The following is a 26,267-nucleotide window of genomic DNA, read 5'->3' on the forward strand; positions in this document are numbered from 1 at the left end:
TTGATTAAGGAATAGCCTACATGATTTGACCGGCAATTCTAGTTGTCGTGACCGGTAAAGCTAATTGTCATCTAATATATTAAAATAATTCCTTGAAAAGCGCAAAAGCGCCCACAATTGTTACGCCGTAATAAAAATCTAAAAAATAATTTAAGGTGTATCAATGTCGCATAAACATCCGAAACAGCACGAAGAAGATTTTGAGTTGATGGCAGGGGAAGCTGCTGATCAGGAAGACACTGAATCTCAAGATATGATTGATGAAGTGATTGCGCTTCGCAAAGAAAATGAGTCACTCAAAACAACGATTGATAATATGCAAGAAACTGTTGCCACTGCCGATGACAAAGTATTGCGTGCGCATGCTGAGATGGAGAATATTCGACGTCGTGCACAAAAGGATGTTGAGAATGCACATAAGTTTGCCTTAGAAAAATTCGCCAATGCGCTCTTACCTGTGCTTGATAGCATGGAGAAGGCTGCTGAAGTCTCAGCTGAGTCTGAGGAAGCCAAAGCAATGGCGGAAGGTGTTGACTTAACGATGAAGATGTTGGTCGACACACTAGAGAAATTTGGTGTGACACAACTTGATCCGCATGGTGAAGTTTTTGATCCAAATAAACATGAAGCAATGGCAATGTCGCCTAATCCTGAAATGGATGACAATATGGTGATGAATGTATTTCAAAAGGGTTATGAATTGAATAATCGTGTTATTCGTCCGGCACGTGTATTGGTGGTGAAAAACTAAGATTTTATATTTTTGATCATTTTGCAGATGTTGTCGATGTAGGGGCGTATTGCATACGCCCTGATGTGGCAAGTCGTTAACGACAAAAACTAGACTGATAGAATGAAAAAGTTAAAGAAATAAATAAAATAAAAACTTGAAAAATAAAAACGCGTCAACATATTTTTGAGCGTTGAAATAAAAGGAGATCATAATGGGTAAAATTATTGGTATAGATTTAGGTACAACAAACTCTTGTGTTGCAGTAATGGACGGCAAGACGGCTCGAGTTATCGAAAATGCAGAGGGTGCGCGTACAACCCCTTCAATTGTGGCATACACTGAAGGTGGTGAGATTTTAGTAGGGCAAGCAGCTAAGCGCCAAGCAGTAACGAATCCACACAATACGCTATTTGCTGTTAAGCGTTTAATTGGACGCAAATTTGACGAGAAAGTGGTGCAAGACGATATCGTTAAAAAGGTACCATACAAAGTGATCAAAGCAGATAATGGTGATGCTTGGGTTGAAGTGTTAAAAGATAAAAAAATGGCGCCGCCGCAAGTATCTGCTGAAGTATTGCGTAAAATGAAAAAAACCGCAGAAGATTTCTTGGGCGAGACGGTAACCGAAGCGGTAATTACTGTTCCTGCTTATTTTAATGATGCACAACGTCAAGCAACAAAAGACGCAGGTCGCATTGCGGGCTTAGATGTTAAGCGTATTATCAATGAGCCAACAGCAGCAGCACTTGCTTATGGTATGGATAAGCAAAAAGCAGATCAAACCATTGCCGTGTATGACTTAGGTGGTGGTACATTTGATGTATCTATCATTGAAATTGCAAATGTTGATGGCGATAGCCAAATTGAAGTATTAGCAACAAATGGCGATACTTTCCTAGGTGGTGAAGACTTTGACGTAGCATTAATGAACTACTTGATCGATGAGTTCAAGAAAGAAAGTGGTATTGATCTACATAATGACACCTTGGCACTTCAGCGTTTACGTGAAGCAGCTGAGAAAGCTAAGATTGAATTATCATCTGCACAACAAACTGATGTGAATTTGCCATATATCACCGCAGATGCAACGGGTCCTAAGCATTTAAACATCAAAGTAACACGTGCTAAGTTTGAATCATTGGTTGAAGATCTAGTCAAGCGCTCAATTGAGCCGTGCAAAAAAGCATTACAAGATGCAGGTCTTAAAGTATCTGACATCACAGATGTATTATTGGTTGGTGGTCAAACACGTATGCCGAAAGTACAAGAAGAAGTTAAAGCATTCTTTGGTAAAGAGCCACGTCGTGATGTAAACCCTGATGAAGCAGTTGCAATGGGGGCCGCGATTCAAGGGGGTGTATTAGCAGGTGATGTTAAAGATGTATTGCTTCTTGATGTAACACCACTGTCTCTTGGTATTGAAACAATGGGTGGCGTGATGACTAAGTTGATCGAGCGCAACACGACGATCCCAACGAAGAAATCACAAGTTTTCTCAACAGCAGAAGATAATCAGCCAGCGGTAACTATTCATGTATTGCAAGGTGAGCGTGAGATGGCGTCTGCGAATAAGTCACTGGGTAGATTTGACTTATCAGATATTCCACCAGCACAACGTGGCATGCCACAAATTGAAGTAACTTTTGATATTGATGCCAATGGCATTTTGAATGTATCGGCAAAAGACAAAGCAACTGGCAAAGAGCAAACTATTGTGATCAAAGCATCAAGTGGCTTGTCTGAAGATGATATTAACAATATGGTTCAAGATGCTGAAGCCAATGCTGAAACCGATAAGAAGTTCCATGAGTTGGTCTCAGCACGCAATACTGGTGACAACTTATTGCACAGCGCTCGTAAGTCATTAAAAGACTTAGAGGGCAAAGTTTCTGAAGATGAAAAAGCAAAAGTTGAAGCGGCATGTACTGATTTAGAAGCTGTATTAAAAACAGATAATAAAGATGACATCGAAGCAAAAACAAAAGCATTAGAAGAGGCATTTGCACCGATTGCACAAAAAGCTTATGAGCAAACGCAAGGTCAGGCGAATGCTGAAGCAGGTGCTTCATCTGAAGAACAAACACAGCAAAAGGCAGATGATAATGTGGTTGATGCTGAGTTTGAAGAAGTTAAAGATGACGATAAAAAATAATTCATCGAAATAAACGATACTTTTAACTTGAAAAATGCGGGCATGTCCCGCATTTTTTATAGCGTTTTGAATTGAAATAGAATAATGGTAGCACTATGCCTAGAGATTATTATGAAGTATTAGGAGTATCCAAGAGCGCAACAGAACAAGAGCTCAAGCGTTCATATCGTAAGTTGGCAATGAAATATCACCCAGATCGAAACCCTAATGATAAAGATGCCGAGGCTAAGTTTAAAGAAGCGTCTGAAGCCTATGAAATTTTAAGTGATCCACAAAAGCGTGCCGCCTATGATCAATTCGGTCATGCCGGAGTCAATCAAGCGGGTGGACATGGCGGCTTTGGTGGTGGTCAACAAGGCTTTGGCGACATATTTGGTGATATCTTTGGTGATATCTTTGGTGATATTTTTGGTGGCGCTGGTGGTCAAAGATCAGGGCGCTCATCACGAGCTCAAAGCAGGCGTGGTAATGATTTACAATACAATCTAGAAATCACACTTGAAGAGGCAGTGCACGGCACAACCAAAAAGATCAAAGTCCCAACCTATGTTTCATGTGATAGCTGTCATGGTTCGGGTGGTTCAGGTAAGCAGACTTGTGGCACTTGCCATGGCGCGGGAGCTGTGCGTATGTCACAAGGTTTCTTCTCAGTTGAACAGACCTGTCCGACGTGCCATGGTAGTGGATCTACAATTAAAGATCCATGTCGTGTATGTCATGGTCAAGGTCGTAAACAGGATGTTAAATCACTTTCTGTGAAAATTCCAGCAGGTGTTGATATCGGTGATAGAATCAGATTATCAGGCGAAGGTGAAGCCGGTGAAAATGGTGCGCCAGCGGGTGATTTATATGTGCAAGTACATGTCAAAGAGCATGCGATTTTTGAGCGTAACGGTTCGGATCTATATTGTGAAGTACCTATTAGTATTATGACAGCGTGCTTAGGTGGTGAGCTCGATGTGCCAACGATTGATGGTAAAGTGAAACTTAAGATCCCTGCTGAAACACAAACAGGCAAAATGTTTAGACTAAGAGGCAAGGGTGTTAAAGCCCTGCGTGGTAATAGCATGGGTGATTTGATGTGTAAGGTCACCGTCGAGACACCGATTAATCTCAATAGTAAACAGCGCGAACTGTTAGAGGCATTTGGTGATTCGATTGGTGAACATCAAACACATTCACCAAAATCAAAATCGTGGTTTGATAATGTTAAAGAGTTTTTTGCCGGCAGTTAATGGCTTTTTATTTCTTATTTTTTAGCTGTCAATAGGCAATGACCATGTTCCTGCCCACTTTGATTGTATAGGCGTTGGCTGAGCATAAGTCGAAGCCTCTATGAAGTGTGACCTTTCCAAGCTTACCCTTCGACTTACGCTCAGGGTGCGGTGATTAATTATGGGTGGACATTTAGTCTTAGCTTTCAATAAGTGAAATAAGCTTTTTATCAAGCCAAAACTCAAAAGGGCGCAAGCCTTTGCATCTCGATAAATAACCCATATGACCGCCCTTATGGGTCCATTGAATATCGATATTTGTATGCAAAAGCCCAATGGCAAAGCGATTATCAACAAACGGGTCATCGTGATCGCAGACGATGGTGGTTTGATATATTATTTTGGCAAGATAGTTTTTGGCGCTTGAATGGGTGTAATACTCATGTGCTGTAACAAACCCTGCCTCCTTTGCCGTAAAGGTCTCATCGATTTCATACACGCCATAATTTTTAGGTAACGTAGCAGCTCTTTCTTGAAACGTTTGATAGTGATTATGGGTAATGGCGCGATGTTTAAAAAGCTTATATAAGCGTTTGGCAAAGTGTCGATTAAAAATCGCATTATTCTTCTGCGAAAGTTTGGCCATGCTTGCTAATAAATCCATTGGTGGCGCAATTGCAATGGCGTGTTTAATCGGTAGAGCATCGCTATTGCTATGCTCAGCCAGTGCCTTGAGTAACATATTGCCTGAGATAGAAAAGCCAATGGGAATGAGTTGAGTTTGGTTATCTAGCTGTGCAATATATTTTAATACAGCATAAATATCCTCGCTTTTCCCTGCATGGTAAATATTTCTAGCCAGTGGCAATAAATGTTTATTCGCACCACGATGATTAACACGGACAACGTGATAGTTTAAGTTAAGTAGCTTTTTTGCAATGCGTACCATATATGAAGAGTTCTCATCACCGGAAAGACCGTGAAACATCACAACGGTAATATTTTTCGTCGTCGCACCTGCGTGGGATATAGAAAGTTTAAGCTGGTCACCGTCTTGAAGCTCTAGATAATGAGTTTGCGTGTTTGGTGGGTTTGAGTGTATGCCAACCATACTGCTGACAACGGTTTGCCATTTGGCAGAAAGTTTAATCGGGTTAAAGTCCATACGCTAAAATGCCTAATGATTTGGGGTAATGGTGGTGATTGTTTTCTTATTTAATTCTTTTTAAGCACGGATAAAAATGCTTCTTGTGGTACTTCAACGTTACCAACTTGTTTCATGCGTTTTTTACCGGCTTTTTGTTTTTCAAGAAGTTTTCGCTTACGTGATACATCTCCACCATAACATTTAGCAAGAACGTTTTTACGCATCGCTTTAACGGTGCTTCGAGCGATGATAGCACCACCAATTGCCGCTTGAATAGCCACTTCAAACATCTGTCTTGGAATGAGCTCTTTTAAGCGTTCAACCAACTCGCGCCCTTTGTAAACGGATTGATCTTTGTGGACGATGCTGGCAAGGGCATCGACTTTCTCGCCATTAATAAGGATATCTAAGAGCACCATGTTGGCAGCTTCATAGCGTTGCAATTCATAATCAAGCGAGGCGTAGCCGCGACTAACAGATTTCAAACGATCAAAGAAATCAGAAACCACCTCGATCATCGGGATGTCATAAATGATAGATACTTGACGGCCTAAATAGTTCATATCGACTTGTGTGCCACGCTTTTCAACACAAAGGGTGATAATCGCGCCAACATAATCTTGCGGTACTAAAATAGACGCGCGAACAATGGGTTCACATACCTCAGCAATGGCAGAAGGCTCAGGCAGTTTCGATGGATTGTCGACTTCAATCTCTTCACCATTTTTAAGTGTTACTTTGTAAATAACCGTTGGCGCTGAAGTGATCAAGTCAAGGTTGTATTCACGCTCCAAGCGTTCTTGAATAATTTCCATGTGCAGAAGTCCCAAGAAGCCACAACGAAAACCAAAGCCAAGTGCCTGCGAGACTTCAGGTTCAAAGAAAAGAGAAGCATCATTTAAGCTTAATTTTTCTAATGCCTCGCGGAATGCTTCAAAATCATCCGCACTAATCGGGAACATGCCGGCATAGACTTGTGGCTGAACTTTTTTAAACCCAGGAACAGGTTTGTCAGTAGGGTTTTTGGCTAAGGTTAATGTGTCGCCTACAGGTGCGCCATGAATATCTTTAATGCCAGCGACAATAAACCCAACTTCACCTGCCTTTAGGGTTTGTAATTTATTCATCTTTGGTGTGAAAATGCCAAGTTGATCGACTTGATGGGTTTGTCCTGACGACATGACTTTAATCTTATCTCCGACTTGCAATTGTCCATTACGAATACGCACAAGTGATACAACACCAAGGTATGGGTCAAACCACGAGTCGATAATCAAGGCTTGCAATGGTGCATTTAAATCACCAACAGGGGCAGGTATTTTAGCGATAATCGTCTCTAGAACGTCTTCAACACCTAAGCTGGTTTTAGCGCTACAGGTCGTAGCTCCAACGGCTTCAATGCCAATAATGTCTTCAATCTCAGCGCATACACGCTCAGGCTCAGCAGATGGCAGGTCAATTTTATTAAGTACCGGAATGACTTCTAAGTTTTGCTCTATCGCAGTATAGCAGTTGGCAACCGTTTGCGCTTCAACGCCTTGTGCTGCATCTACAACGAGTAATGCACCTTCACAAGCTGCCAATGAGCGTGATACTTCGTATGAAAAGTCAACATGTCCGGGAGTATCAATAAAGTTTAGTTGATAAGTCTGCCCATCTTTGGCGGTATAGTTTAAAGTCACACTTTGCGCCTTGATAGTGATACCACGTTCGCGCTCAATATCCATCGAGTCGAGTACTTGTTGTTTCATTTCACGATCAGTCAACCCTTGACAGACTTGAATAAAGCGATCAGAAAGCGTTGATTTGCCATGGTCAATATGCGCAATAATAGAAAAGTTTCGGATGTGTTGCATATGCTTGTGTAGTAGCTATTTTATTATGGTGAGCATTATGCCGAAAAAATGATATAAAAGGAATCATCAGTTGTGTGAGGAATTGTTCTGTCTTAATCAAAAATGCAGTTTGCGCATAAAAATCCCGCTATTATCCTTTGTTATGGTCAAGGATAGTGATAGAATGCCTGCCAGCAGTCTAAGCTGCGAGGTAAATAACCTTAACTAAAATTATTATAACTATTAAAGAACAATAAAGAGGATATTACTATGTCTAGAATCGCATCTTTGCAAGATCCGTTTTTAAATGCATTAAGAAAAGAGAAAATTTCTGTATCAATTTACTTGGTAAACGGCATTAAGTTGCAAGGCGTTATTGAAGCATTTGATCAATTTTCTATCGTATTGCGCAACAGCGTCAATCAAATGGTTTATAAGCATGCGATCTCAACAGTAGTTCCTGCCAAAGCAGTGCGTTTGGTTTATAGCAATTATAATCCAAATCATGGTCAGCAAAACCATAACTCAGATCAAGAAGATGGTTTTGAATCTATCGAAGAAACATCATTCGAAGAGTCATATGATGATGCAAATAATTCAGATGAGCATTACAACCAACAATCTGCGCAGCAACAATAATATTTATCTATAACATAAAGACATTAAGAGGATCTTTCTTTGGAGATCTTTCAAGAACATGAGGTAGGTGAAAACTGCCTACTTATCGATATCGATTTTTCATCTAAACCTGAATTAAATGCCGAGCTTTCTGAGCTTAATGGATTGGTGCATGCTGCTAATTGGCAAATTATACAGACGATAACGGCACGTCGCTCGCAGCCTGATCCTAAATACTTTTGTGGCAAAGGCAAGCTTGAAGAGATTAAAGCAATGATTGAAGAGCATGAGATTGATCTGGTGGTTTTTAATCATAGTATTACGCCTTCACAAGAGCGCAACATCGAAAAAGCATTAAATTGCAAAGTGATTGATCGCACGCGTTTGATTTTGGAGATATTCTCACAACGCGCGCAAACGCATGAGGGTAAACTTCAGGTTGAGTTAGCGCAATTAAACTATGCTGCGACACGTTTGGTGCGTGGCTGGACGCACTTGGAACGACAAAAGGGTGGTATTGGTGTTCGCGGTGGACCTGGTGAAACGCAGCTTGAGCTGGATCGGCGTCTATTACGACAGCGCATTGCTCAAATTGAAAAACGTCTGGAAAAAGTCAAAAAGCAACGTGGCTTAAGCCGCGCGTCACGTCAGAAAAATGATGTGCCAACGATTGCTTTTGTTGGTTATACCAATGCCGGTAAATCGACATTGTTTAATCATTTAAGTGGAGCAAGCGTTTTAGCCAAAGATCAGTTGTTTGCAACGTTAGATCCAACCTTGCGTAAAATCGATGTTCCTAAATTAGGTGAGGTGGTATTATCCGATACTGTGGGCTTTATCCGAAATTTGCCACATGATTTGGTTGAAGCGTTTTGTGCTACGCTTGAAGAGGCAATTGAAGCAGACCTATTAGTGCATGTGATTGACTATGCCGATGAGCATCATCGTGCCTATATCGAGCAAGTTAAAGTGGTGCTACAGCAGATTGAAGCGGATGATAAACCGATACTCAATGTATATAATAAAATTGACTGTTTGAATAACTTAACACCGCATATTGTCTATCATGAAGATCGTCCTGCGGATGTATATCTTTCAGCGCAAACCGGTGATGGGATTGAATATCTATATGAATCAATCGCTAAGCACTTTAACCAAGAATGGCTCAAAGGTGTTTTGACCTTATTGCCGAATGAAGGCAAAGTGCGTGCAGCATTTTATCAACTAGGCGTGGTTGAAAAAGAGCAAATAACGGATGCAGGTGAATATCAATTAACAATACACATTGCAAAAAATGATTTTGATGCGATATGTCGAAATAATAAGCTTGAGTTAATAGCAAAATTTAGTCACCATTAGCGGTACTGAAAGAGCAAATCAAAAGTAGTATCTATGGCATTGAAATTTCTGTCACGACGTAAGGTATTTAATCAAGGGCCACCCGACTTAGAAGAAGCAATCCGCCGATTCCTAGGCAAAGGGCGTAAGCAAGATAATAATTCATCTGGCAATGGTGGTAGTAGTGGTAATAATCATGGCGGCGATCATAATAACAATAGTAACAACAATAATGAGCCACCGCGTAAGGATGATAATCAGCGTAAAAGTATTTACTCGCGTAGTGCCGATCAAAAGCCATTACCGGTTAAGAAAATCGCTATTGGTGTGGTTGCAGCAGCTGTTATTATTTGGGCAGGTATGGGTGTTTATGTGGTGCAACCAGCGCAACAGGCTGCCGTATTGACCTTTGGTAAATTTTCAAGCATTGAAGGTCCTGGGATGCATTGGCATGCGCCTGGCTTTGTCAGTGTGATAAAAAAAGATGTTGAAGTGTTAAATACGATAAAGCTTGATAAGCAAATGCTCACCTCTGAAGAGAATATTGTGCATGTGTCATTCTCAGTACAATACCGTATTGCTAATTTAGAAGATTATTTATTTGCCACGAATAACCCAGAGCTTATCTTGCGTCAAGCGCTTGAAAGTGCAGTACGTCAAGTGGTTGGTGAAAATAAACTAGAGAAGATTCTAACGACGTCAAGAACGCAGATTACGTTAGAAGTGCAAAAAGAATTAGAGAAGCTTTTGAATAAGTACGAAACGGGTATTTTGGTCAATGAAGTCATTATGCAGCCAGCACAAGCGCCAGCTGAGGTTAAAAGCGCCTTTGATGATGTGATTAAAGCACGTGAAGATCGTGAGCGTGTGCAAAACGAGGCGCAAAGCTATGCCAATAAAGTTGTGCCAGTAGCGAAGGGGCGTGCGCAACGGATTATGGATGAGGCGCGTGCTTACCAGTCAAAAGTTGTGTTAGAGGCTGAAGGTAATGTCGCAAACTTCAGTCAGCTGTTACCTGTGTATCAGCAAAACCCAAGTATTATTGAGAATCAATTATATTATCAAACGATGGAAAATATATTTAAAAATAATAAGCTTTATATCGTTGATGGCGATGGTGCTAAAAACCTATTTTATGGTGATAATTTATCACCGCTGGCAATTTCTTCAACGGTTCAAGGAGGTCAGCGATGAGCAATAAATTAATGGGTCTAATCGTTGTTGTAATCGTGGCATTGCTACTGATATTTAGTTCAATGTTTCGTGTTAATCAAGGTAATGAAGCGGTGATTTTAAAGCTTGGGGAATTAAATCAAACCAGTGATGGTCAGGTTAAGGTTTACACGCCAGGGCTGCATTTTAAAATTCCACTTGTTGAGCAAGTCAAAGTCTATGATATGCGTTTGCGCACGTTGACAGTTGACTCATCGCGTGTGGTCACCAATGAACAAAAAGATGTCATTGTTGATGCGTATTTAGAGTGGAAGATTGATAATATTTCACAGTTCTATCGTAGTGTTTCAGGCAATGACTCACGCGCTGAATTATTATTAAGACAGTTCTTGGAAGCATCCTTACGTGCTGAGGTTGGTAAGATTGATATTCAAGGGTTGATTAATAATGAGCGTGATCAATTAATGCAAACATTAACAAAGAGCGTACAAGAGCAAGCGAAGAAGATCGGTATTGACGTTGTTGATGTGCGTATTAAGCAGATTGATCTACCTGAAACAGTGACGGAATCAATTTACCAAAGAATGCGTTCAGAGCGTCAAAAAGTAGCATCTTCGATTCGCGCACAAGGTGAGCAAATGTCAGAGTCAATTCGCGCGGATGCCGATGCGACGGTGACAATAACATTGGCGCAAGCCGATCGTGATGCTAAGCAAATCAAAGCCAAAGCTGATGCAAAAGCAGCTGAAATTTATACAGATGCTTATGGCAAGTCAGAGCGCTTCTATAACTTCTGGCGTAGTATGCAGGCTTATCAAATGAGTTTTAGTGGCAAAAAAGAGGATGTATTTATCTTAAAACCAGAAGGCAAATTCTTTGATTACTTTAATTCTTATCATTCACCCGCAGCAGCAAAAGCAGCCAATCTTGCCCCAACAAAATAACTACGCTGATATCAATTCTTAGGGTAATTGGATTACCTTGCAAATAAGAATCTCTTATAACCAAGTAATGAATCAATAATAAGTTGCATCAACTAGTACCTCTCCCCTTGTGGGAGAGGTCGTGCAGCTTAAGCTGCTCGGGTGAGGGGTATAGTTAAAACTCAGCTTATTTTTGCATTATTACCAAGGTATTCTATTGCTGATTTTTTTATCATTCTTTAAGCTTGCAAACTATACAGCAACATTAAATTTATGGATAATACTTAACATGTTTTGACTTTAGTTTTTAAGTGCATTCGTATTGCATTAAGTAATGAGGTGTATGGTAGATTGCTGTATTGCTATAACTAAATTATATTACGAAAATGTAGGCTGTGACTAAACTGTATTATGGAACCGTGTACTGAGCGTCAGTCGAAGTCCGTGATTGTTTTTGAGTTACCCTTCGACTTTGCTCAGGGTACGATTAGCTATTTAGTTGAGATAAATAAAGCTGCACGGGTAAGTCGTGTTGAAATAAAAAAAGTGCGTAATCTAAGTTACTAAGTAAAAAAGAATGATAATAATAAAAATGGGGTGGAGAAAAGAGAAGTGGGTGTAGAGAAATTAAATTGGGCAGATGTGCGTATATTAATGCATAAAGCCAATCCAGAGTTTGTGGCATTGCTAGATACTGTCGATGGTATCGAGAAGTACGAATTTACTAAATATAGCTATCGTTATGGTGATTTAATCTGTGATGCTGATTATTTCTATGATCCGGACGGTAATATTGTTGCTGATAATATTCCTTTTGGTATGGTTGTTGAAAAATCGATGCACTTTTTTATGGAGCTTGGAAATTATGTTATTCCTGGTGAGTTGGCAATAGTAGGAGATTTTGCTTATATGAGTAAATTTTCCTATACACAAAAGATTAATGTAATATCAACGTGGAGTGTTTGTGCAGGAACAAGAGTTCCAATTATAGTCAGTACTTACAAGCAGTATTCAAAGTATGCTAAGATGCAAAGTGCGATGGGCATAACGGAAAAATTTTATTCACCATCCAATGATGGTACTGACTTTTCCGTTATCCGCAACATTGCTAGAGGAGTAAAAAGTGATTGGCGATTTGTCTATATTGGATTTCCTGAAGAGTTAACGGAATTGCTAAAAAATAATGTCCATGCTTGGCATATACGAGAATATATATTAAAAAAACTAATGGGAAGCAATCAAGCATCAAATACAAAGAGCTTATATCAGGATATTATTCTAAATTATATTAAAGTTCATCACTCAAATATTAAGAACTTTTATTATTTAAGTAATGTCATAAACCATCTGCTTGATGCGGTTTGTGGCTATAGTGTGATCCATAGATTGGCGGATAACGATATAACATTACCATTACAAGAAATTCAACAAGCATATCATGAGTTTTACAAGCCTAAAAACCCTCCTTTTATTTTGACTTCATCCAACTTCGCAATTAATCAAAAGTATACACACTATTTTAGTATCCCATATCATACGATGATGTACCGTCCAGAGCATATTGCCAACATTGTGGAACTATGTGCCAATGTTAAGCGCTTAATTAAAGTGTATGCAGACGAATTAGGTAACATCCCAATTGTGGGAGGTGGGGTACTTTTGCAAAAACTGTCATCTATTAGTTTCTCTGTAATAGCAGATCGACCGAATACATTTCAGAACACTGATGATGTTTTGTTGATAAAAGACTTGCCAGTACACTGCAAAGATTTTTCAAAACAATTAAATAGTTATAGATTATTGGATAATAAGTATACTATGCCCCAAAAGTCAAGTTTCTTTTCAGGTGCAATCAAAATGAATTTTGATTGAAGATTTGCTAAGCTTCGTTAAAAAAATTAGCAGTGATACATTTGGAATAGTCAACATTATTAAACATAAAAACCCCCTTTTTTATTAATTAAAAAAACGCAAGCAATGCTCACAAACGATTCATCACTATACTACATGCACAAAAATAAGTTAACCCTTTGCTTTGTAATCTGCGTTAAGTTTTATATTTTTTGTTTTATTTAAGATGAGCAATTTTTAAATTAGAAGCATTTACATCCTAAATTATAAACTATACTTGGCATATGGAACATAAAACGGCTAAGGATTAACCAATGAAATGGCGACTGGTTATAATATATTGTGCGACCGCAGCATTTTTGTCTGGATGTAGCTTTTTATTGCCATCGAAAAAAGTTGAGCGTAATGATCATTGGCAGACATTCAATAGTATCCAGAGTGTTTATGATGAGGTTTCTCCAAATAAAACAACTGTGACTGAGCTTAATCATATGGGGTTTGATCCTTATGTTGCCAATAACGTCAAAATTGAAAACTATCTGGATATCCGTATTCGGTTTGACCCATTAAGCACCGGTAAGAACATCCCTGAGCCTGTTGCTGAATGTTTGAGCCTATTTAAACGCTGTCAAGCATATGTTGTCAATGTTGATTACGAGTACGAAGATCGTATTGGCAATGCATTTTTGGACTTAACAGGATTTCGTAAGGAGATTATGAAAGAAGGTTGGCGCTTTCAAGCGGTGTTTATTCTTCAAGATCAATTAGTTGTTTATAAGCTTTGGTCAGGTGAGCCTAAACGCAAGGCCTATATTGATGAGATTAAACCGCTTGGACCTTTACAAAGTTTGGATGATTTAATCACGGGCTCCGCGATTTCATTTTGATTTTTGAAGAAAAGGAAAGCTCAGCTGCCTTAAGGTATTATAGTGCCCTGAGCGTGAGTCGAAGGGTCTTTAAGCGTTGAATTAACAATAAAATAAGGCGTTTGGCTTCGACTCATGCTCAGCCAACGTTGTTGTAAGAATATTCGCTTTAATTACGCGCGAATAAAGTCAGCGTGAAGGATTTTTGGCTTAAATGGATGGCGTTGTAATGCTTTGATCTTAACGCTTTCAGTTTTACCATTGATATCGATAGTAACAGTTGCTGTATAGAACGCTTTGTTTTCAGTAGCATGCAAGATCTTGTTGTGATCAAGGATGATAGCTGTTGCTTCAGAACCGTTGCCATAGATAATTGCAGGAACTTTCCCTGCTTTACGTAGGCGGCGGCTCGCACCTGTACCTGTTTCAGTTTTTAATTCCGCGTGTAGCGTAAACTCTGTCATTTTAATTTCCTTAAAACGTATATTTAAAGTTAAATTTTATATTAAAAAACTTTCTTATCATGCGACCCTGACGAGAAAGCTCGTGGATTCTAACAAAAAAGCTAAGGAAAGTTAAGACCTAAATCAGATCACAAAACATTAAGCTAATAGATTCTTCATTATTGGTGCGACGAATCGCTTCTGAGAGCATTGGGGCTAATGATAGCGTTTTGATCTTCTTACACTTAAGGGCTGTACTATGTAATGGAATGGAATTAGTAACGACGAGTTCCTCAAGAACAGAGCCTTCGATATTTTCAATGGCTTTGCCAGATAGCACGGGATGAACACAATATGCGGATACTTTCTTTGCACCGTGATCAATAAGTGCTTGTGCGGCTTTGCATAGTGTGCCAGCTGTATCAACGATATCATCAACAATCAAGCAATGACGACCATTAATATCGCCAATGATATTCATCACTTCAGATTCATTGGCTTTTTGACGGCGCTTATCAATAATCGCAAGGTCAGTGTTAAGTGCTTTAGCCATGGCGCGCGCGCGTACCACGCCACCGACATCAGGTGAGACGACAATTGGATTTTCTAAGCGGCATGAGCGAATATAATCCAATAAAATCGGTGTGCCATAGACGTTATCTAAAGGGATATTAAAAAAGCCTTGAATCTGCTCGGCATGAATATCAACAGTTAATAAACGATCAATACCAGCACCGGTTAACATATCAGCAACAACACGTGCTGAAATTGGTACACGCGATGAACGCACACGGCGATCTTGACGCGCGTAACCAAAGTAAGGAATTACCGCGGTGATGCGTCCGGCGGATGAACGGCGCAGCGCATCAGTTAAGAACATCAACTCCATAATGTGATCATTAGTCGGAGGGCAAGTGGATTGTACGATAAAGACATCACGGCCTCTAACGTTATCGATAATCTCAATATGAGATTCGCCATCGCTAAAGCTAGAAACCGTAGCACGCCCTACTTGTACACCTAAAAAATGAGAGATTTCTTCAGTTAATGCGCTACTTGCGCGCCCACTAAAAAGCATCAGATCTGACATGGAGTTATCCTAAAATTTGATTGCTGAAATTTGCTTAGAGAATATACCCAATTTTGAAAAAATATAAAGGTTTTTTTAGTCATCATCATAAAATCCACGTTGAAGTGTTTTCTTTAACTGCAATAAGTTTCACCATAATACATAAGCCTTTTGCATTAGAAATTGCTGAGATTCCACCTTTATGCAATGGCGGATTCCTTAAGGCAGGTGCGGTTAACACATGTAAACAAATCGTTACATAAAATGGCTATTCATACACGAAGACTAAGTGTTAGTATGCACAAGTGAAAGCGCAGGGGGATGTGGTGTGTGAGGTTATTACTTGACCTTGCGCGCCACAGGTGGGCTAAATGGGCTACAGGGATTTGAAATCAAATAGCGTATGATCAAGTAGTTGAGATGGGGCAACTTTTTGCAGTGAAGAGAAAATAACTTCTTTGCGTCCGGGTGTTTGGGTCTCCATGTCATGAAGCATTTCTTTAATTTTTTGGCGTTGTAGGTTCTCTTGTGAGCCACATAGATTACAAGGAATAATTGGGAAATTCATGTGTTGTGCGTAAGCTTTGATTTCATTTTCGGCAACATAGGCTAATGGGCGAATGACGATATTGCGCTCATCATCACTTTTAAGTTTAGCGGGCATCGCCTTGATTTGACCATTATAAAAAAGATTCAAAAAGAAGGTTTCAATAATATCATCTTTGTGATGTCCTAAAGCGATCTTGGTGACCTTATTTTCATGTGCAAAATCATACAGAATCCCACGACGCATACGTGAACATAAGCCGCAGGTTGTCTTACCCTCAGGGATCACACGTTTAACCACACTATAGGTGTCGCGCTCAATAATATGATATTCAATGCCAAGCTTACTCAAATACTCAGGCAATACCTCCTCTGGGAAGCCAGGTTGTTTTTGGTCAAGATTGACGGCAATAATATCAAAGTGAATCGGTGCCTTTTTTTGCAGAATCAATAACAGCTGGAGTAAGGTATAAGAGTCCTTACCACCGGATAAACAGACCATAACCTTATCATTAGCCTCAATCATATTAAAGTCTTCAATTGCATGTCCAACTTTGCGCAAAAGGCGTTTTTCAAGCTTATTTAATGGCAGTGCATCTGGCGTTGTATGAGGTTTGATAAGGTTAGCTATTTCAATCATTATCTTAGATGCGTATTAAAAATTTGGCATAGTATATCAGTTCGGTGTGTCTTCACAAAATGATATAGCTGACCGATTTAAAATACCGCATTTAAAATCTGCAAAACTGTCCACACCATAATGCCTGTTAATACATAAAATACACTAAAAGCAAACAGTTGACTGCGTTTGAATTCATTGAGTAATTTATCGATACAAATGCCAATAATAAAGGCATAAGCAAGAAAGGCAATGGTTTGGTCAGTAATAAACAGTGAGCTAAAGAATAAATTAATGCTCGTATCCTTGCTTAAGTACAGCATCGTTAACAGTGTTATGGAGCTGACACAAAAGATCACAATAAGCAAAATGGCAAGCTGGGTTTTGAGTTTTTTAATACTGGCGATATAGCAAATAATCGTTGCCAGTAATAGATTAATAGGAGCAGTTTGTAAGAATAGTTTGGGCGTTAAGTGATCACTGTAGTTTGCCAGTGCTTGGAACTTGATTTTATCTAGGTAAATAAATACTACAGTGATAATAATGGCAATTGCTGCTGTTTTGAAAAATACGCGAGAATGGCGCATAAGATAAAAGATGTTGATAAATAAATGATCGGTATAGCTGTGATAGACTGCTTTGCGTTTAAAATCTAAGCTGCAAAAAATTAAGATAATAGCACTGATTAAAATAAACATCGCACAAAACAACAGAAAATATGGATGATTGACTAATTGATGATAGTTATAGGTCGCATTGAAGAAAAGGGTGAGGATTACGGTTTTAATCGCATAAGTAATCGAGATAATAAAAAAACGATATTTAGTAGGGGTTATTGCCCATAAATTTAAAATGATTACAACAAAGATAATATTGGCTAATGACATTGATACAGCAGAAAACAAAAGACTCATAAAGCTAAAGTGATAATAAAGTGTCAGTATGGAGATAAGTTGTAACGTAAGGCAAATAAATAGTAGGCGTTTGTTGTCAAATCTTTTTGAAAAAATATTTAAAAAAGGTAGCAAAAAAAAGCCGATTGAAAATAAGCTGACCAATAAAAAGTGATAGGTAGATGTGTAGAGTCGGCTATTGTAATAAACATCATGCAAGGCGACTTTTTGAATAATAAAAGCAGAATATAAGGTAAAAGCAACGCCTGAAGAGATAAAACAACCAAGTAGCAATAGCACATTCAGCCGCCAAATTCTAGATGATAATCTGAACATTAAGGCCTCCTGTTTTTGCATTACTTACTTTTAGTTTTCCTTGGTGAATGTCGATGATCTCCTTGGTAATTGCAAGACCTAAACCATTACCTTTCTTCGTTGAGGATCCTGTATAAAAAGGGGTGAATATATTGTTAATTTCATTCTCGGGGATTCCTGGGCCGTCATCCAAAATATCAATAATCAATAATGATTTGGCAGATTCTTGTATCTGTGTTTGTAAAGTAATAATCACCTTCGTACCATGCTTTAGACCATTATTGATAATATTATTAATAGCGCGCTTAAATGCTGGTTTTTTAAGATCAAGCTCTAAGTCATCATCCATCTGATTGATCAAGCGCACGCTCCTATCATTTTCGATGTACTCAGCAATCAGATCATCAAAGAAATCACAAATATTAGTTTGTTCAAATTGAATGCCGCTTAACCAATTTTCTTTAGAAAAAAGAACCAAATCATCCAGCATATGATTAATTTCATGAATATCGCGTTGATCCTTAAGAGAAAGCGCACTTTGATCTTTTAAGCGGCGCCCTTGGATGCGTGCCAATGGCGTTCTAATATCATGACAGGTCATTGCAAGAAGCTTATTTTGATAGGTTAACACGTGATTAATACGATCTTGCATAAAGTTAAAAGTATCCGCTGTTTCTTTGGCGAAAATTCCGTGTTTCATTTGAATCGGTGTGGCTTCAAGGCGTAAGCCCATATCTTGTGCAAAACGCTGAAACTCAAAAAAAGGGATGCTCCATTTGATCTGGATTAAAAACAATAATATAAATAAAAACAATACCGCAACAACAATCCCAAAGACGATACTTACCGGTGTGTTAAGTTGGAATTTTGAATAATAAACCACATTAAGCCAATTGCCATTGCTGTTTAGGAAACTTTCACACTTATGAATAGGTTTTTCAACTTTGTTCAAAAGTTGTGAAATCCCTAATGATGTACATGATGGAAAGGTCGAATAAAAAGCAAAGCGATCATGGATATAATTATCTTCATTACTATCAATGCTGGCAAGATCGAATAAGTTTAAGGTTGATATGTCATTTTGTTTTGTCGGGTCATAGTTTTTAATCTCGGCTGAGCGTTGAAAGTTGACTCCAGAATAAACATAATAACTTGAGGTAATAAATTGCAATAAGATCAAAAAAAATGCACAGCTTATGCCGATATGAAAAGCTTTTTTCTGACTACGAATGACTTTGCGAAGGTTGATATTCATATCTTTAGTCTTTTAAATCAAATAAGTAACCAGAGCCTTTAATTGTCTGGATATAGCTTGTACCATCTTGAGAATTATTATCAAGCATTTTGCGTAGGCGGCTAATGCGGATATCAATCGTGCGATCAAACTCCTCAAATGGACGTTTCAAAAGCGCTTCAAAGGTTTGCTCGCGCGAAACGGTTTCGCCTTTGTGCTGATACAAATATTCAAAGAGCTCGTAAACTGCAGGGGTGAATTTGATTTCTTCACCATCAGGGTAGGTCAATGTACGCTTATTAGGGGAAATCACCCAGTCGATTGTTTCGATCGCGCCATGTGTGCTATTGCTGGTATTGCCGCGGCGACGCAAGACTGTTTTAACTCTAACAAGCACCTCACGTGGGTTAAAAGGTTTACTAATATAGTCATCCGCACCGACTTCAAGTCCTAAAATGCGATCAAATGCCTCTCCGGCTGCCGATAAGAAAATCACCGGGACACTGGATTTTTTTCTTAACTCACGACACACCTCAAGACCATCGATTTTAGGCATCATCACATCGAGGATCACCAATGAAAAGTCACGCTTTTGGAAGTTCTCTAAAAAGGTTAGACCATCTTCAAAAACGGCAGTATCAAAATGATTCTGTTGAAGGTAACTGGCAAGCCCTTCGCGAATATCTAATTCATCATCAATTATTGCAATAGTATCCATAAGCAGACATATATATCGTACATGATTGTGAATTTCAGTGTAGATGGTTTTTTGTGGTTGTAAAACAAATCAAGGTGATTTACTGCAAATGCTTGGAAAATAGAGCGAAACTAACTACACTTTCTAAGTGAAATATCAATTTACAGGAGTATTAAAAAATGGCACTTCATTCACTGATTCCGATTGTAATTATTGTTTTAGCAGTTGTATTTGTTTTTGCCTCAGTTAAGGTGGTGCCACAGGCCTCCGAGTTTGTGGTTGAGCGCTTTGGGCGCTACTATAAAACCTTGCATCCGGGCTTAAACATCATCTTTCCTTTAATCGATCGAGTGCGTAGTCGTGTGAGTTTAAAGGAGACAGTATTAAATGTCAGAAAGCAGGAAGTGATCAGTCGCGATAACGCCAGTGTGCAAGTCGATGGTGTTGCCTTTTTTCAAGTGCTTGATGCAAAGAAAGTAACTTATGTGATCAATGATTTGCCTTTAGCATTAGAAAATTTAATCATGACTAATATCCGTACGGTGCTAGGGGGCATTGACTTGGATGAAATGTTGTCAAATCGTGACTTTATGAACGCTAAGCTTTTATCAGTACTTGATGAAGCAACCGATCCATGGGGTGTTAAGATCGTGCGTGTTGAGATAAAAGATATCACACCACCTCGTGATTTATTAGATGCCATGGCACAACAGATGAAAGCAGAGCGCGAGAAGCGCGCTGAGATTCTGCGTGCTGAAGGGGTGCGACAAGCGGCTATTTTGAAAGCTGAAGGGGAAAAACAATCCGAGATTCTTGCCGCCGAAGCGCAAAAAATGAAACAAGCATTAGAAGCCGAAGGTTATAAAGAGGCTCAATTTCGTGAGGCGGAAGCGCGTGAACGTACCGCACAAGCCGAGGCGGTCGCGACTGAAACCGTTTCTAATGCAATTGCTAAGGGGGATATTCAAGCGATTCAATATTTTGTTGCATTAAAATATATTGACGCAGTGGGCGCCATTGCCTCATCAGACAATAGCAAAACCATTATGATGCCATTAGAAGCCTCTAATATTATTGGTTCAGTAGGTGGCATTAGTGAGTTGTTAAAATCAATGCAGATTAAAAGCTGACTTAAAGGCAGGTGATGAATGTTATATTGGCATTGGTGGATTTTAATGGGTGTATTGCTCATCATTGAGATTTTTAGTTTGACCATGTTTTTCTTATTTTTTGCCATATCAGCACTGTTGATGGGCGTTATTATGTGGTTTTTCCCTGATTTGCATATGAATTGGCAGCTATTATTGGCAGGTATTTTTGCGTTAGGATCGATGCTATTGGGTTATTATGCTTTGAAAAAGAGAAAGCAAAAACAATCAACCAATGAGTTAGATGTTAATGATCGTCTGGGGCGCTATATTGGTCAAGTTGTCGTTGTTACAAAAGCGACACAATCAGGTGTGGCAAAGACCAAAATTGGAGATACAGAATGGCGTGTGTTGGTGGAGGATGCCAAGGTGGGTGATGAAGTTGAGATTTTAGAGGTTCAATCAACCAGCTTTGTTGCAAGAAAGATATGAGCCTAAATACTTAGGTAAACATAGATGACATTTTCTTTATGGTTGTCTTTATAGTACTTGAGTAAGGTTGCTTTTAAATGACGTAGCTCTTGAGTTGGTATAGTTTGAGGAAGTTTTAGATGAAGATCCACAAATAAAAATCGCCCAGATTGGGTAACGATACTGTTTTGAATGGTTAACCTTTGGTTAGAACAAATTAAATTAGCAGCGTTGGTGATTTTCTCACGTAACTCAGGAGCAACAGATGCATCTAATAAGTTAAGCCCCGCTTCCTTGATGAGTTTTAATGGTTTGATTGTGATCACGAATCCCATGATAATAGCAATAATCGGGTCGATATAGATGGCAATATGTGGCAAGCCCAAAAATACCAATATCAAAGCAATAGCAAGAGAGATATCAACAGAGGCACTGAGTAAGGCATCCGCTTTCCATAACTCAGCATCAGCATGCAAGATTTTTGAGCCTGTTTTGCGAGCAGCATTACGTACATAAAAATACATTATGCTGCAAGTAAGCGAGCCAGTGATAGAAGCGATAAAGGCAAATAAATAGTTAGGTGTGACGGCATGTGTCATAAGGTTAACAATCGCCATAATGATAACGCTTGCAGCAACGATTAAAATAAAGCCTGCTTGTAAGAGCACAAAAACAGGTTCTAAACGATGGTAGCCATAAGGGTAGCGTTTGTTAGCTGGCTGGTTGATTTTTTTGATGACATAGAGTGAGGCGGCATAAATTAATAATGTAATAACTGAATAGCCGACGTCTAGTAATATGGTTAAAGACTGTGCGAAATAGACAATGACGAGGCTAAATAGCGCGTAGATAATCGAAAGAATAAAATTAACTTTGAGGGTTTTAGCCTCAATTATTTGTGAAGTTTGAGCACTCATGATTCACCTTAAGAGAGTAAGCTTATTTTAAAAATTGATATGTTTTTTGCAACTGAAAGTAAGAAACAAAAGAGCGCTAAGGATTTTTGAGTAAATAAATAATACGTGAGAACGAATAACTATTGTTGATATGGCAACTGTAGATGAAAGACATATAAAAGTGGCGTAGTGTTATGCCGAAAATTGCTTAAAATTAGCTCATTGTAGCAGCCCTTTGCTGAAAGATGAAAGATAAAATGCAAATTTTGACGATAACATCATGGTTTATTCATATCGCGTTTTCAAGTACACTAGTCAGCGTTTTTCAGGCAATAATATACAAGTGAATTAAGGTAAAATAACGTGACTAAAAGAGTAAAAACGCGTTTTGCCCCGAGTCCTACGGGGTATTTGCATGTTGGTGGGGCAAGAACGGCACTTTTTTCGTGGGTCTATGCGCGTAAAAATAACGGCGAGTTTGTGTTGCGTGTTGAGGATACTGATCTTGAACGCTCAACACCAGAAGCTGTACAGGCAATTTTAGATGGTATGGAATGGTTGGGGTTGCATGCCGATAGTGAACCGTATTATCAAACACAACACTTTGAGCGTTACCAAGCGGTTATTGATCAACTGTTAGCAGAGGGCAAAGCGTATCGCTGCTATTGCTCGCGCGAGCGTTTGGATCAGCTAAGAGAGACTCAAATGGCGAACAAACAAAAGCCGCGCTATGATGGGCATTGTCGCCATCTTGATGTCAGTGATGCAGATATTTCAAAACCTCATGTCATTCGTTTTAAGAATCCTGAAGAAGGCGTGGTCAGCTGGGTTGATGCAGTGAAAGGCGAAATCACGATTGCCAATAGTGAACTGGATGACTTGATTATCAAGCGTTCAGATGGCTCGCCGACGTATAATTTTTGTGTTGTCGTTGATGATATGGATATGCAAATTACCCATGTGGTGCGTGGTGACGATCACGTCAATAACACGCCGCGTCAGATTAATCTATATCTTGCGTTGAATGCTGAAGTGCCAGTATTTGCACATGTGCCGATGATTTTAGGCGATGATGGCAAGAAACTTTCTAAACGCCACGGTGCAGTTAGTGTCATGCAGTACAAAGAAGATGGCTATTTACCACAAGCATTGATTAATTATCTTATTCGCTTAGGCTGGTCACATGGTGATCAGGAGGTCTTTACTATGGATGAGATTTTGCAGTACTTTGAGCTAGATGATATCAATGCTTCGGCATCAGCATTTAATACAGAAAAATTAAATTGGCTTAATCAGCATTATATGCGTCATTTGCCAACAGAGGAAGTTGCAAAAGAGCTCATTTATCACTTTCAAACTCAAGGCTTAGATGTGAGTAATGGACCCTCGTTTGATATGCTTATTCCGGTGATGGCAGAAAAAGTGAAAACGTTAAAAGAATTGGCTGAGCAATCGACTTATTTTTACCGTGAGTTTGATAAGTTTGATGAAAAAGCTGCCGCTAAGCATTTAGTTAAATCTGCTGCAAGTGTGCTTGAATATGTCAAAAATAAGGCCGAGGAATTAAATGATGAGCTCTGGCAAGACGAAGCTGCATTGCATCATTTGTTAAAGGATGTTGCCAGCGAGTTAAATCTTGGCATGGGGAAAGTTGGCATGCCCGTGCGTGTTGCTATAACCGGCTCTGGGCAGTCGCCTGATATCGGATTAACGCTGAAATGGCTTGGTAAAGAGCGTGTTATATCGCGTTTACAGAAAGCGATTGATTTCATTGATCAATAAAGTCTAAAAAGCATATACCCATCGTGAATCATTTTGCGGTGTTTAATGTTGAGGAAGTTTTTGATAATTTTGGGTGATTGGGTTGTAGCTAATAGCTAGGACTCTTAGCAAGAGCCAATCACCTAAAAGTGCGAGAAATTCAATGGCAGAAATACTGTAAGATGGTTTGCGATGGGTATGGTGTGTATATAACACACTGGACACAGCCAATAATGCTCGGCATACTTAATGCTCAAACAGGGTTGGTGGAGACGAATGGCATGTTGGTGAAAAGATTGGATAAAATCACTATTTATACGCTTTTTATTGGAATAGTTGCCATTGTTTGTGCAATGACCTTAGCTTATTACTTTCCGATATTGAAGAAGTCGCAACTTGCGATTTTGCTTGGTGAAGTCACGATAGTTATTCCATGGCTTGTGTTTATCATCTGCTTATTATTATCACTTTTTCAGGGCTCAAAGCATTAGAGAGTCACTAATAACCAAGCGCTAGGCCGCTAGGTCGACGAGGATCAGCGGCGCCATAAACATAACCATTTGCTTTCATGATGGATTCAGCCGCACCCATTGCTGGTTTTTTAACAACAATATTCCCCATTGTTTCAAGCAAGTTTATGGTATCTGGTGAGATGCCTTCTTCAATACGAATTTCTTCAGGCCATAATTGACTATGAATGCGTGGCGCGTTAACTGCGCTTTGCAAGTTAAGCTGATGATCAATTACATTTAGAATCACTTGTAGTGTTGTTGTGATAATGCGACTGCCGCCAGGTGATCCTGTAGCGATATATGGTTTTCCGTCTTTATCAAGAATAATTGTTGGTGTCATTGAGCTTAATGGACGTTTGTTCGGTGCAATGCTATTGGCTTTGCCTTGGATAAGTCCAAAAACGTTGGGCTCTCCTACTTTAGCAGTAAAATCATCCATTTCATTATTAAGTAATACCCCTGTGTCAGGAACAACAATGCCACTGCCATAGGAGTAATTCAATGTGTAGGTGTTGGCAACCATATTGCCGTCTTTGTCAACGATACTATAATGTGTTGTTTGATTGCTTTCTAAATCTTCCGGTTTAACGGTCGCAATGTCTTTGCTTGGCATGTGTTTTGTTAGATCGATTTTATCAGCAATTGCTTTGGCATAAGCTTTGGAAGTTAGCTTTGATAAGTCCATTTTAACGAAATCAGGATCTCCAAGATCACTGTTGCGATCATTATACGCATAGCTCATCGCATTGCTCATTAAGTTGATGGTTTTAGCACTGTTTAGTCCGTATTGTGCTAGTGGAAAATTCTCTAAAATATTAAGAAGCTCAATGAGTATCACGCCACCTGAGCTTGGTGGGGGCATTGAGTAGATAGTGTATCCGCGATAATTCCCTTTAACGGGTTTCATTTCTTCAATGTGGTAATTTTTAAGATCATCTAAGGTGATGAGTCCTGCATTCTTTTGCATCGCATTTGCAATTTTCTGTGCAATCTCTCCTTGGTAAAAGGCTTTTTTACCATTTTTAGCAATAAGCTTAAGAGTGTTGGCTAGGTCCTTTTGAATTAATCGCTCACCGATTTGGTAGTTGGATCCGTCTTTTTTATAAAATATCGCGCGTGTTGCTGCGTGTTTTGATAGCCATGGTTTGGCGTCAACCAGTGACTGGTAAAGTGTGCTATCAATAATAAACCCATGCTCCGCAAGCTTTATTGCAGGTTGCATAACTTCTTTTAATGTCAGTTTGCCATATTTTTTCTGAGCGTCAATAAGGCCGGCAATTGTTCCTGGAACGCCAGATGCTAAATAAGTCCCAGAGATCAGATTTCTGTCAACTTGCCCTTTATCATTTAGATACATGTTGGCGGATGCACGCGAGGGTGCTTTTTCACGATAATTAATTGCAATAGCCTTGTGTTTGTCATTTAGCCAAATAAGCATAAAACCACCGCCGCCAAGATTTCCGGCTTTTGGCAGGGTAACGGCCAGAGCAAAGCCAACAGCAACGGCAGCATCAACGGCATTCCCTCCTTTTTTCAGGATATTTACACCTGCTTGAGTGGCTAGGGATTCTTGTGTTGAGACCATCGCATGTGTTGCAACAATGGGGTAGGCTGTTTGATCGCCTTCTTGCAGTGCTGGTAATGCAAATAACCACTGTGAGGTAGATATACATAATATGAAAAAAAACATACGAATAGTTCGTTGCATAATAATCTCCTTTTCTTTTTTTACGTGTTTTTGAAAGCGCGACACCAGTGTAAAGGTTTTAATGATACATTTCGATACCAATAATTACTAATAACTGAAGTTACGCACTTTTGATGTTTGAATTTAAGAAATACGACCACAGATTATGAGTGAAATAAATAAAAC

At 39.2% G+C, this 26,267-nt stretch carries 24 protein-coding genes; 13 read left to right on the forward strand and 11 right to left on the reverse strand.

Features of this window, described 5'->3' with window-relative positions; all coding sequences use genetic code 11:
- Positions 1-163 precede the first annotated feature (163 nt).
- The 3 genes from grpE to dnaJ all read left to right on the forward strand — a co-directional run bounded on the left by grpE (position 164) and on the right by dnaJ (position 4,120).
- Positions 164-751: a nucleotide exchange factor GrpE gene (gene grpE / locus ACTS4L_RS09220; RefSeq protein ID WP_440615369.1), complete on the forward strand. Its 588-nt coding sequence runs from the start codon at positions 164-166 to the stop codon at positions 749-751.
- Between the two features lie 193 nt (positions 752-944).
- Entirely contained in the window at positions 945-2,885 is a 1,941-nt protein-coding gene (gene dnaK, locus ACTS4L_RS09225; RefSeq protein ID WP_440615370.1) for a molecular chaperone DnaK, read from the forward strand.
- A 95-nt stretch (positions 2,886-2,980) separates the two neighbouring features.
- Positions 2,981-4,120 carry a molecular chaperone DnaJ gene (dnaJ, locus tag ACTS4L_RS09230; RefSeq protein ID WP_440651966.1) on the forward strand — a complete coding sequence of 380 codons (1,140 nt, stop codon included), beginning with the start codon at positions 2,981-2,983 and terminating at the stop codon, positions 4,118-4,120.
- Between the two features lie 178 nt (positions 4,121-4,298).
- On the opposite strand, the gene ACTS4L_RS09235 is transcribed toward dnaJ, so the two are convergent.
- Both ACTS4L_RS09235 and lepA read right to left on the reverse strand, forming a co-directional pair.
- Positions 4,299-5,264 (reverse strand): YheT family hydrolase, encoded by a 966-nt coding sequence (locus tag ACTS4L_RS09235; RefSeq protein WP_440615372.1) that lies wholly within the window; start codon positions 5,262-5,264, stop codon positions 4,299-4,301.
- A 50-nt stretch (positions 5,265-5,314) separates the two neighbouring features.
- The gene (gene lepA / locus ACTS4L_RS09240) at positions 5,315-7,102 is read right to left on the reverse strand and encodes a translation elongation factor 4 (protein WP_440615373.1); all 1,788 of its coding nucleotides are present in this window, start codon (positions 7,100-7,102) and stop codon (positions 5,315-5,317) included.
- A 249-nt stretch (positions 7,103-7,351) separates the two neighbouring features.
- Here lepA and hfq point away from each other — a divergent pair, with 249 nt between their 5' ends.
- The 6 genes from hfq (at position 7,352) to ACTS4L_RS09270 (ending at position 13,871) form a co-directional block, all read left to right on the forward strand.
- Positions 7,352-7,720 carry an RNA chaperone Hfq gene (gene hfq / locus ACTS4L_RS09245; RefSeq protein WP_440615374.1) on the forward strand — a complete coding sequence of 123 codons (369 nt, stop codon included), beginning with the start codon at positions 7,352-7,354 and terminating at the stop codon, positions 7,718-7,720.
- 39 nt (positions 7,721-7,759) lie between these two features.
- Positions 7,760-9,058 (forward strand): ribosome rescue GTPase HflX, encoded by a 1,299-nt coding sequence (gene hflX / locus ACTS4L_RS09250; RefSeq protein WP_440615375.1) that lies wholly within the window; start codon positions 7,760-7,762, stop codon positions 9,056-9,058.
- A 33-nt stretch (positions 9,059-9,091) separates the two neighbouring features.
- Positions 9,092-10,231: an FtsH protease activity modulator HflK gene (gene hflK / locus ACTS4L_RS09255; RefSeq protein WP_440615376.1), complete on the forward strand. Its 1,140-nt coding sequence runs from the start codon at positions 9,092-9,094 to the stop codon at positions 10,229-10,231.
- Complete coding sequence (hflC, locus tag ACTS4L_RS09260) at positions 10,228-11,154, forward strand: protease modulator HflC (protein ID WP_440615377.1); 927 nt, start codon at positions 10,228-10,230, stop codon at positions 11,152-11,154. Before hflK ends, hflC begins: the two co-directional genes overlap by 4 nt.
- A gap of 576 nt (positions 11,155-11,730) precedes the next feature.
- Entirely contained in the window at positions 11,731-13,005 is a 1,275-nt protein-coding gene (locus ACTS4L_RS09265) for a hypothetical protein (RefSeq protein ID WP_440651968.1), read from the forward strand.
- A gap of 293 nt (positions 13,006-13,298) precedes the next feature.
- On the forward strand, positions 13,299-13,871 hold the full coding sequence (locus ACTS4L_RS09270; RefSeq protein ID WP_440615379.1) for a hypothetical protein: 573 nt from the start codon (positions 13,299-13,301) through the stop codon (positions 13,869-13,871).
- Between the two features lie 152 nt (positions 13,872-14,023).
- Here the strand turns inward: ACTS4L_RS09270 and rplY are convergent, their stop codons facing one another.
- The 7 genes from rplY to ACTS4L_RS09305 all read right to left on the reverse strand — a co-directional run bounded on the left by rplY (position 14,024) and on the right by ACTS4L_RS09305 (position 19,687).
- Complete coding sequence (gene rplY, locus ACTS4L_RS09275) at positions 14,024-14,314, reverse strand: 50S ribosomal protein L25 (protein ID WP_440615380.1); 291 nt, start codon at positions 14,312-14,314, stop codon at positions 14,024-14,026.
- 118 nt (positions 14,315-14,432) lie between these two features.
- Positions 14,433-15,383, reverse strand: a complete 951-nt coding sequence (locus ACTS4L_RS09280) for a ribose-phosphate pyrophosphokinase (protein ID WP_440615381.1) — start codon at positions 15,381-15,383, stop codon at positions 14,433-14,435.
- A gap of 85 nt (positions 15,384-15,468) precedes the next feature.
- Entirely contained in the window at positions 15,469-15,603 is a 135-nt protein-coding gene (locus ACTS4L_RS09285; RefSeq protein WP_440651970.1) for a hypothetical protein, read from the reverse strand.
- Positions 15,604-15,738: 135 nt separating this feature from the next.
- Positions 15,739-16,548: a tRNA 2-thiocytidine(32) synthetase TtcA gene (ttcA, locus tag ACTS4L_RS09290; RefSeq protein ID WP_440615382.1), complete on the reverse strand. Its 810-nt coding sequence runs from the start codon at positions 16,546-16,548 to the stop codon at positions 15,739-15,741.
- 77 nt (positions 16,549-16,625) lie between these two features.
- Positions 16,626-17,756, reverse strand: a complete 1,131-nt coding sequence (locus ACTS4L_RS09295; protein ID WP_440615383.1) for a hypothetical protein — start codon at positions 17,754-17,756, stop codon at positions 16,626-16,628.
- Positions 17,737-18,990: a sensor histidine kinase gene (locus ACTS4L_RS09300; protein ID WP_440615384.1), complete on the reverse strand. Its 1,254-nt coding sequence runs from the start codon at positions 18,988-18,990 to the stop codon at positions 17,737-17,739. The genes ACTS4L_RS09295 and ACTS4L_RS09300 overlap by 20 nt, the downstream gene beginning before the upstream one ends.
- 4 nt (positions 18,991-18,994) lie before the next feature.
- Complete coding sequence (locus tag ACTS4L_RS09305) at positions 18,995-19,687, reverse strand: response regulator transcription factor (RefSeq protein ID WP_440615385.1); 693 nt, start codon at positions 19,685-19,687, stop codon at positions 18,995-18,997.
- A 158-nt stretch (positions 19,688-19,845) separates the two neighbouring features.
- Between ACTS4L_RS09305 and ACTS4L_RS09310 the strand changes: the two genes are divergently transcribed.
- Both ACTS4L_RS09310 and ACTS4L_RS09315 read left to right on the forward strand, forming a co-directional pair.
- Positions 19,846-20,796 (forward strand): SPFH domain-containing protein, encoded by a 951-nt coding sequence (locus tag ACTS4L_RS09310; protein ID WP_440615386.1) that lies wholly within the window; start codon positions 19,846-19,848, stop codon positions 20,794-20,796.
- An 18-nt stretch (positions 20,797-20,814) separates the two neighbouring features.
- Positions 20,815-21,246, forward strand: a complete 432-nt coding sequence (locus ACTS4L_RS09315) for an NfeD family protein (RefSeq protein WP_440615387.1) — start codon at positions 20,815-20,817, stop codon at positions 21,244-21,246.
- Between the two features lie 2 nt (positions 21,247-21,248).
- On the opposite strand, the gene ACTS4L_RS09320 is transcribed toward ACTS4L_RS09315, so the two are convergent.
- Positions 21,249-22,142 (reverse strand): cation diffusion facilitator family transporter, encoded by an 894-nt coding sequence (locus ACTS4L_RS09320; protein ID WP_440615388.1) that lies wholly within the window; start codon positions 22,140-22,142, stop codon positions 21,249-21,251.
- Between the two features lie 342 nt (positions 22,143-22,484).
- On the opposite strand from ACTS4L_RS09320, the gene gltX reads away from it, so the two are divergent.
- Positions 22,485-23,903, forward strand: a complete 1,419-nt coding sequence (gltX, locus tag ACTS4L_RS09325; RefSeq protein ID WP_440615389.1) for a glutamate--tRNA ligase — start codon at positions 22,485-22,487, stop codon at positions 23,901-23,903.
- Between the two features lie 128 nt (positions 23,904-24,031).
- Positions 24,032-24,373, forward strand: coding sequence for a hypothetical protein (locus ACTS4L_RS09330; RefSeq protein WP_440651972.1), 342 nt, complete (start codon positions 24,032-24,034; stop codon positions 24,371-24,373).
- A 7-nt stretch (positions 24,374-24,380) separates the two neighbouring features.
- Here the strand turns inward: ACTS4L_RS09330 and ggt are convergent, their stop codons facing one another.
- A complete protein-coding gene (gene ggt / locus ACTS4L_RS09335) occupies positions 24,381-26,084 on the reverse strand; it encodes a gamma-glutamyltransferase (protein ID WP_440651973.1) in 1,704 nt (567 codons plus the stop codon).
- Positions 26,085-26,267: the final 183 nt, after the last annotated feature.

The sequence above is a fragment of the Cysteiniphilum sp. 19S12-1 genome, from assembly GCF_052030685.1.
Classification (GTDB): Bacteria; Pseudomonadota; Gammaproteobacteria; order Francisellales; family Francisellaceae; genus Caedibacter.

Coding starts and splice junctions, on each gene's coding strand:
- grpE (WP_440615369.1), top strand. CDS start 164: ATGTCGCATAAACATCCGAAACAGCACGAAGAAGATTTTGAGTTGATG.
- dnaK (WP_440615370.1), top strand. CDS start 945: ATGGGTAAAATTATTGGTATAGATTTAGGTACAACAAACTCTTGTGTT.
- dnaJ (WP_440651966.1), top strand. CDS start 2,981: ATGCCTAGAGATTATTATGAAGTATTAGGAGTATCCAAGAGCGCAACA.
- ACTS4L_RS09235 (WP_440615372.1), bottom strand. CDS start 5,264: ATGGACTTTAACCCGATTAAACTTTCTGCCAAATGGCAAACCGTTGTC.
- lepA (WP_440615373.1), bottom strand. CDS start 7,102: ATGCAACACATCCGAAACTTTTCTATTATTGCGCATATTGACCATGGC.
- hfq (WP_440615374.1), top strand. CDS start 7,352: ATGTCTAGAATCGCATCTTTGCAAGATCCGTTTTTAAATGCATTAAGA.
- hflK (WP_440615376.1), top strand. CDS start 9,092: ATGGCATTGAAATTTCTGTCACGACGTAAGGTATTTAATCAAGGGCCA.
- hflC (WP_440615377.1), top strand. CDS start 10,228: ATGAGCAATAAATTAATGGGTCTAATCGTTGTTGTAATCGTGGCATTG.
- ACTS4L_RS09270 (WP_440615379.1), top strand. CDS start 13,299: ATGAAATGGCGACTGGTTATAATATATTGTGCGACCGCAGCATTTTTG.
- rplY (WP_440615380.1), bottom strand. CDS start 14,314: ATGACAGAGTTTACGCTACACGCGGAATTAAAAACTGAAACAGGTACA.
- ACTS4L_RS09280 (WP_440615381.1), bottom strand. CDS start 15,383: ATGTCAGATCTGATGCTTTTTAGTGGGCGCGCAAGTAGCGCATTAACT.
- ttcA (WP_440615382.1), bottom strand. CDS start 16,548: ATGATTGAAATAGCTAACCTTATCAAACCTCATACAACGCCAGATGCA.
- ACTS4L_RS09295 (WP_440615383.1), bottom strand. CDS start 17,756: ATGTTCAGATTATCATCTAGAATTTGGCGGCTGAATGTGCTATTGCTA.
- ACTS4L_RS09300 (WP_440615384.1), bottom strand. CDS start 18,990: ATGAATATCAACCTTCGCAAAGTCATTCGTAGTCAGAAAAAAGCTTTT.
- ACTS4L_RS09305 (WP_440615385.1), bottom strand. CDS start 19,687: ATGGATACTATTGCAATAATTGATGATGAATTAGATATTCGCGAAGGG.
- ACTS4L_RS09310 (WP_440615386.1), top strand. CDS start 19,846: ATGGCACTTCATTCACTGATTCCGATTGTAATTATTGTTTTAGCAGTT.
- ACTS4L_RS09315 (WP_440615387.1), top strand. CDS start 20,815: ATGTTATATTGGCATTGGTGGATTTTAATGGGTGTATTGCTCATCATT.
- ACTS4L_RS09320 (WP_440615388.1), bottom strand. CDS start 22,142: ATGAGTGCTCAAACTTCACAAATAATTGAGGCTAAAACCCTCAAAGTT.
- ggt (WP_440651973.1), bottom strand. CDS start 26,084: ATGTTTTTTTTCATATTATGTATATCTACCTCACAGTGGTTATTTGCA.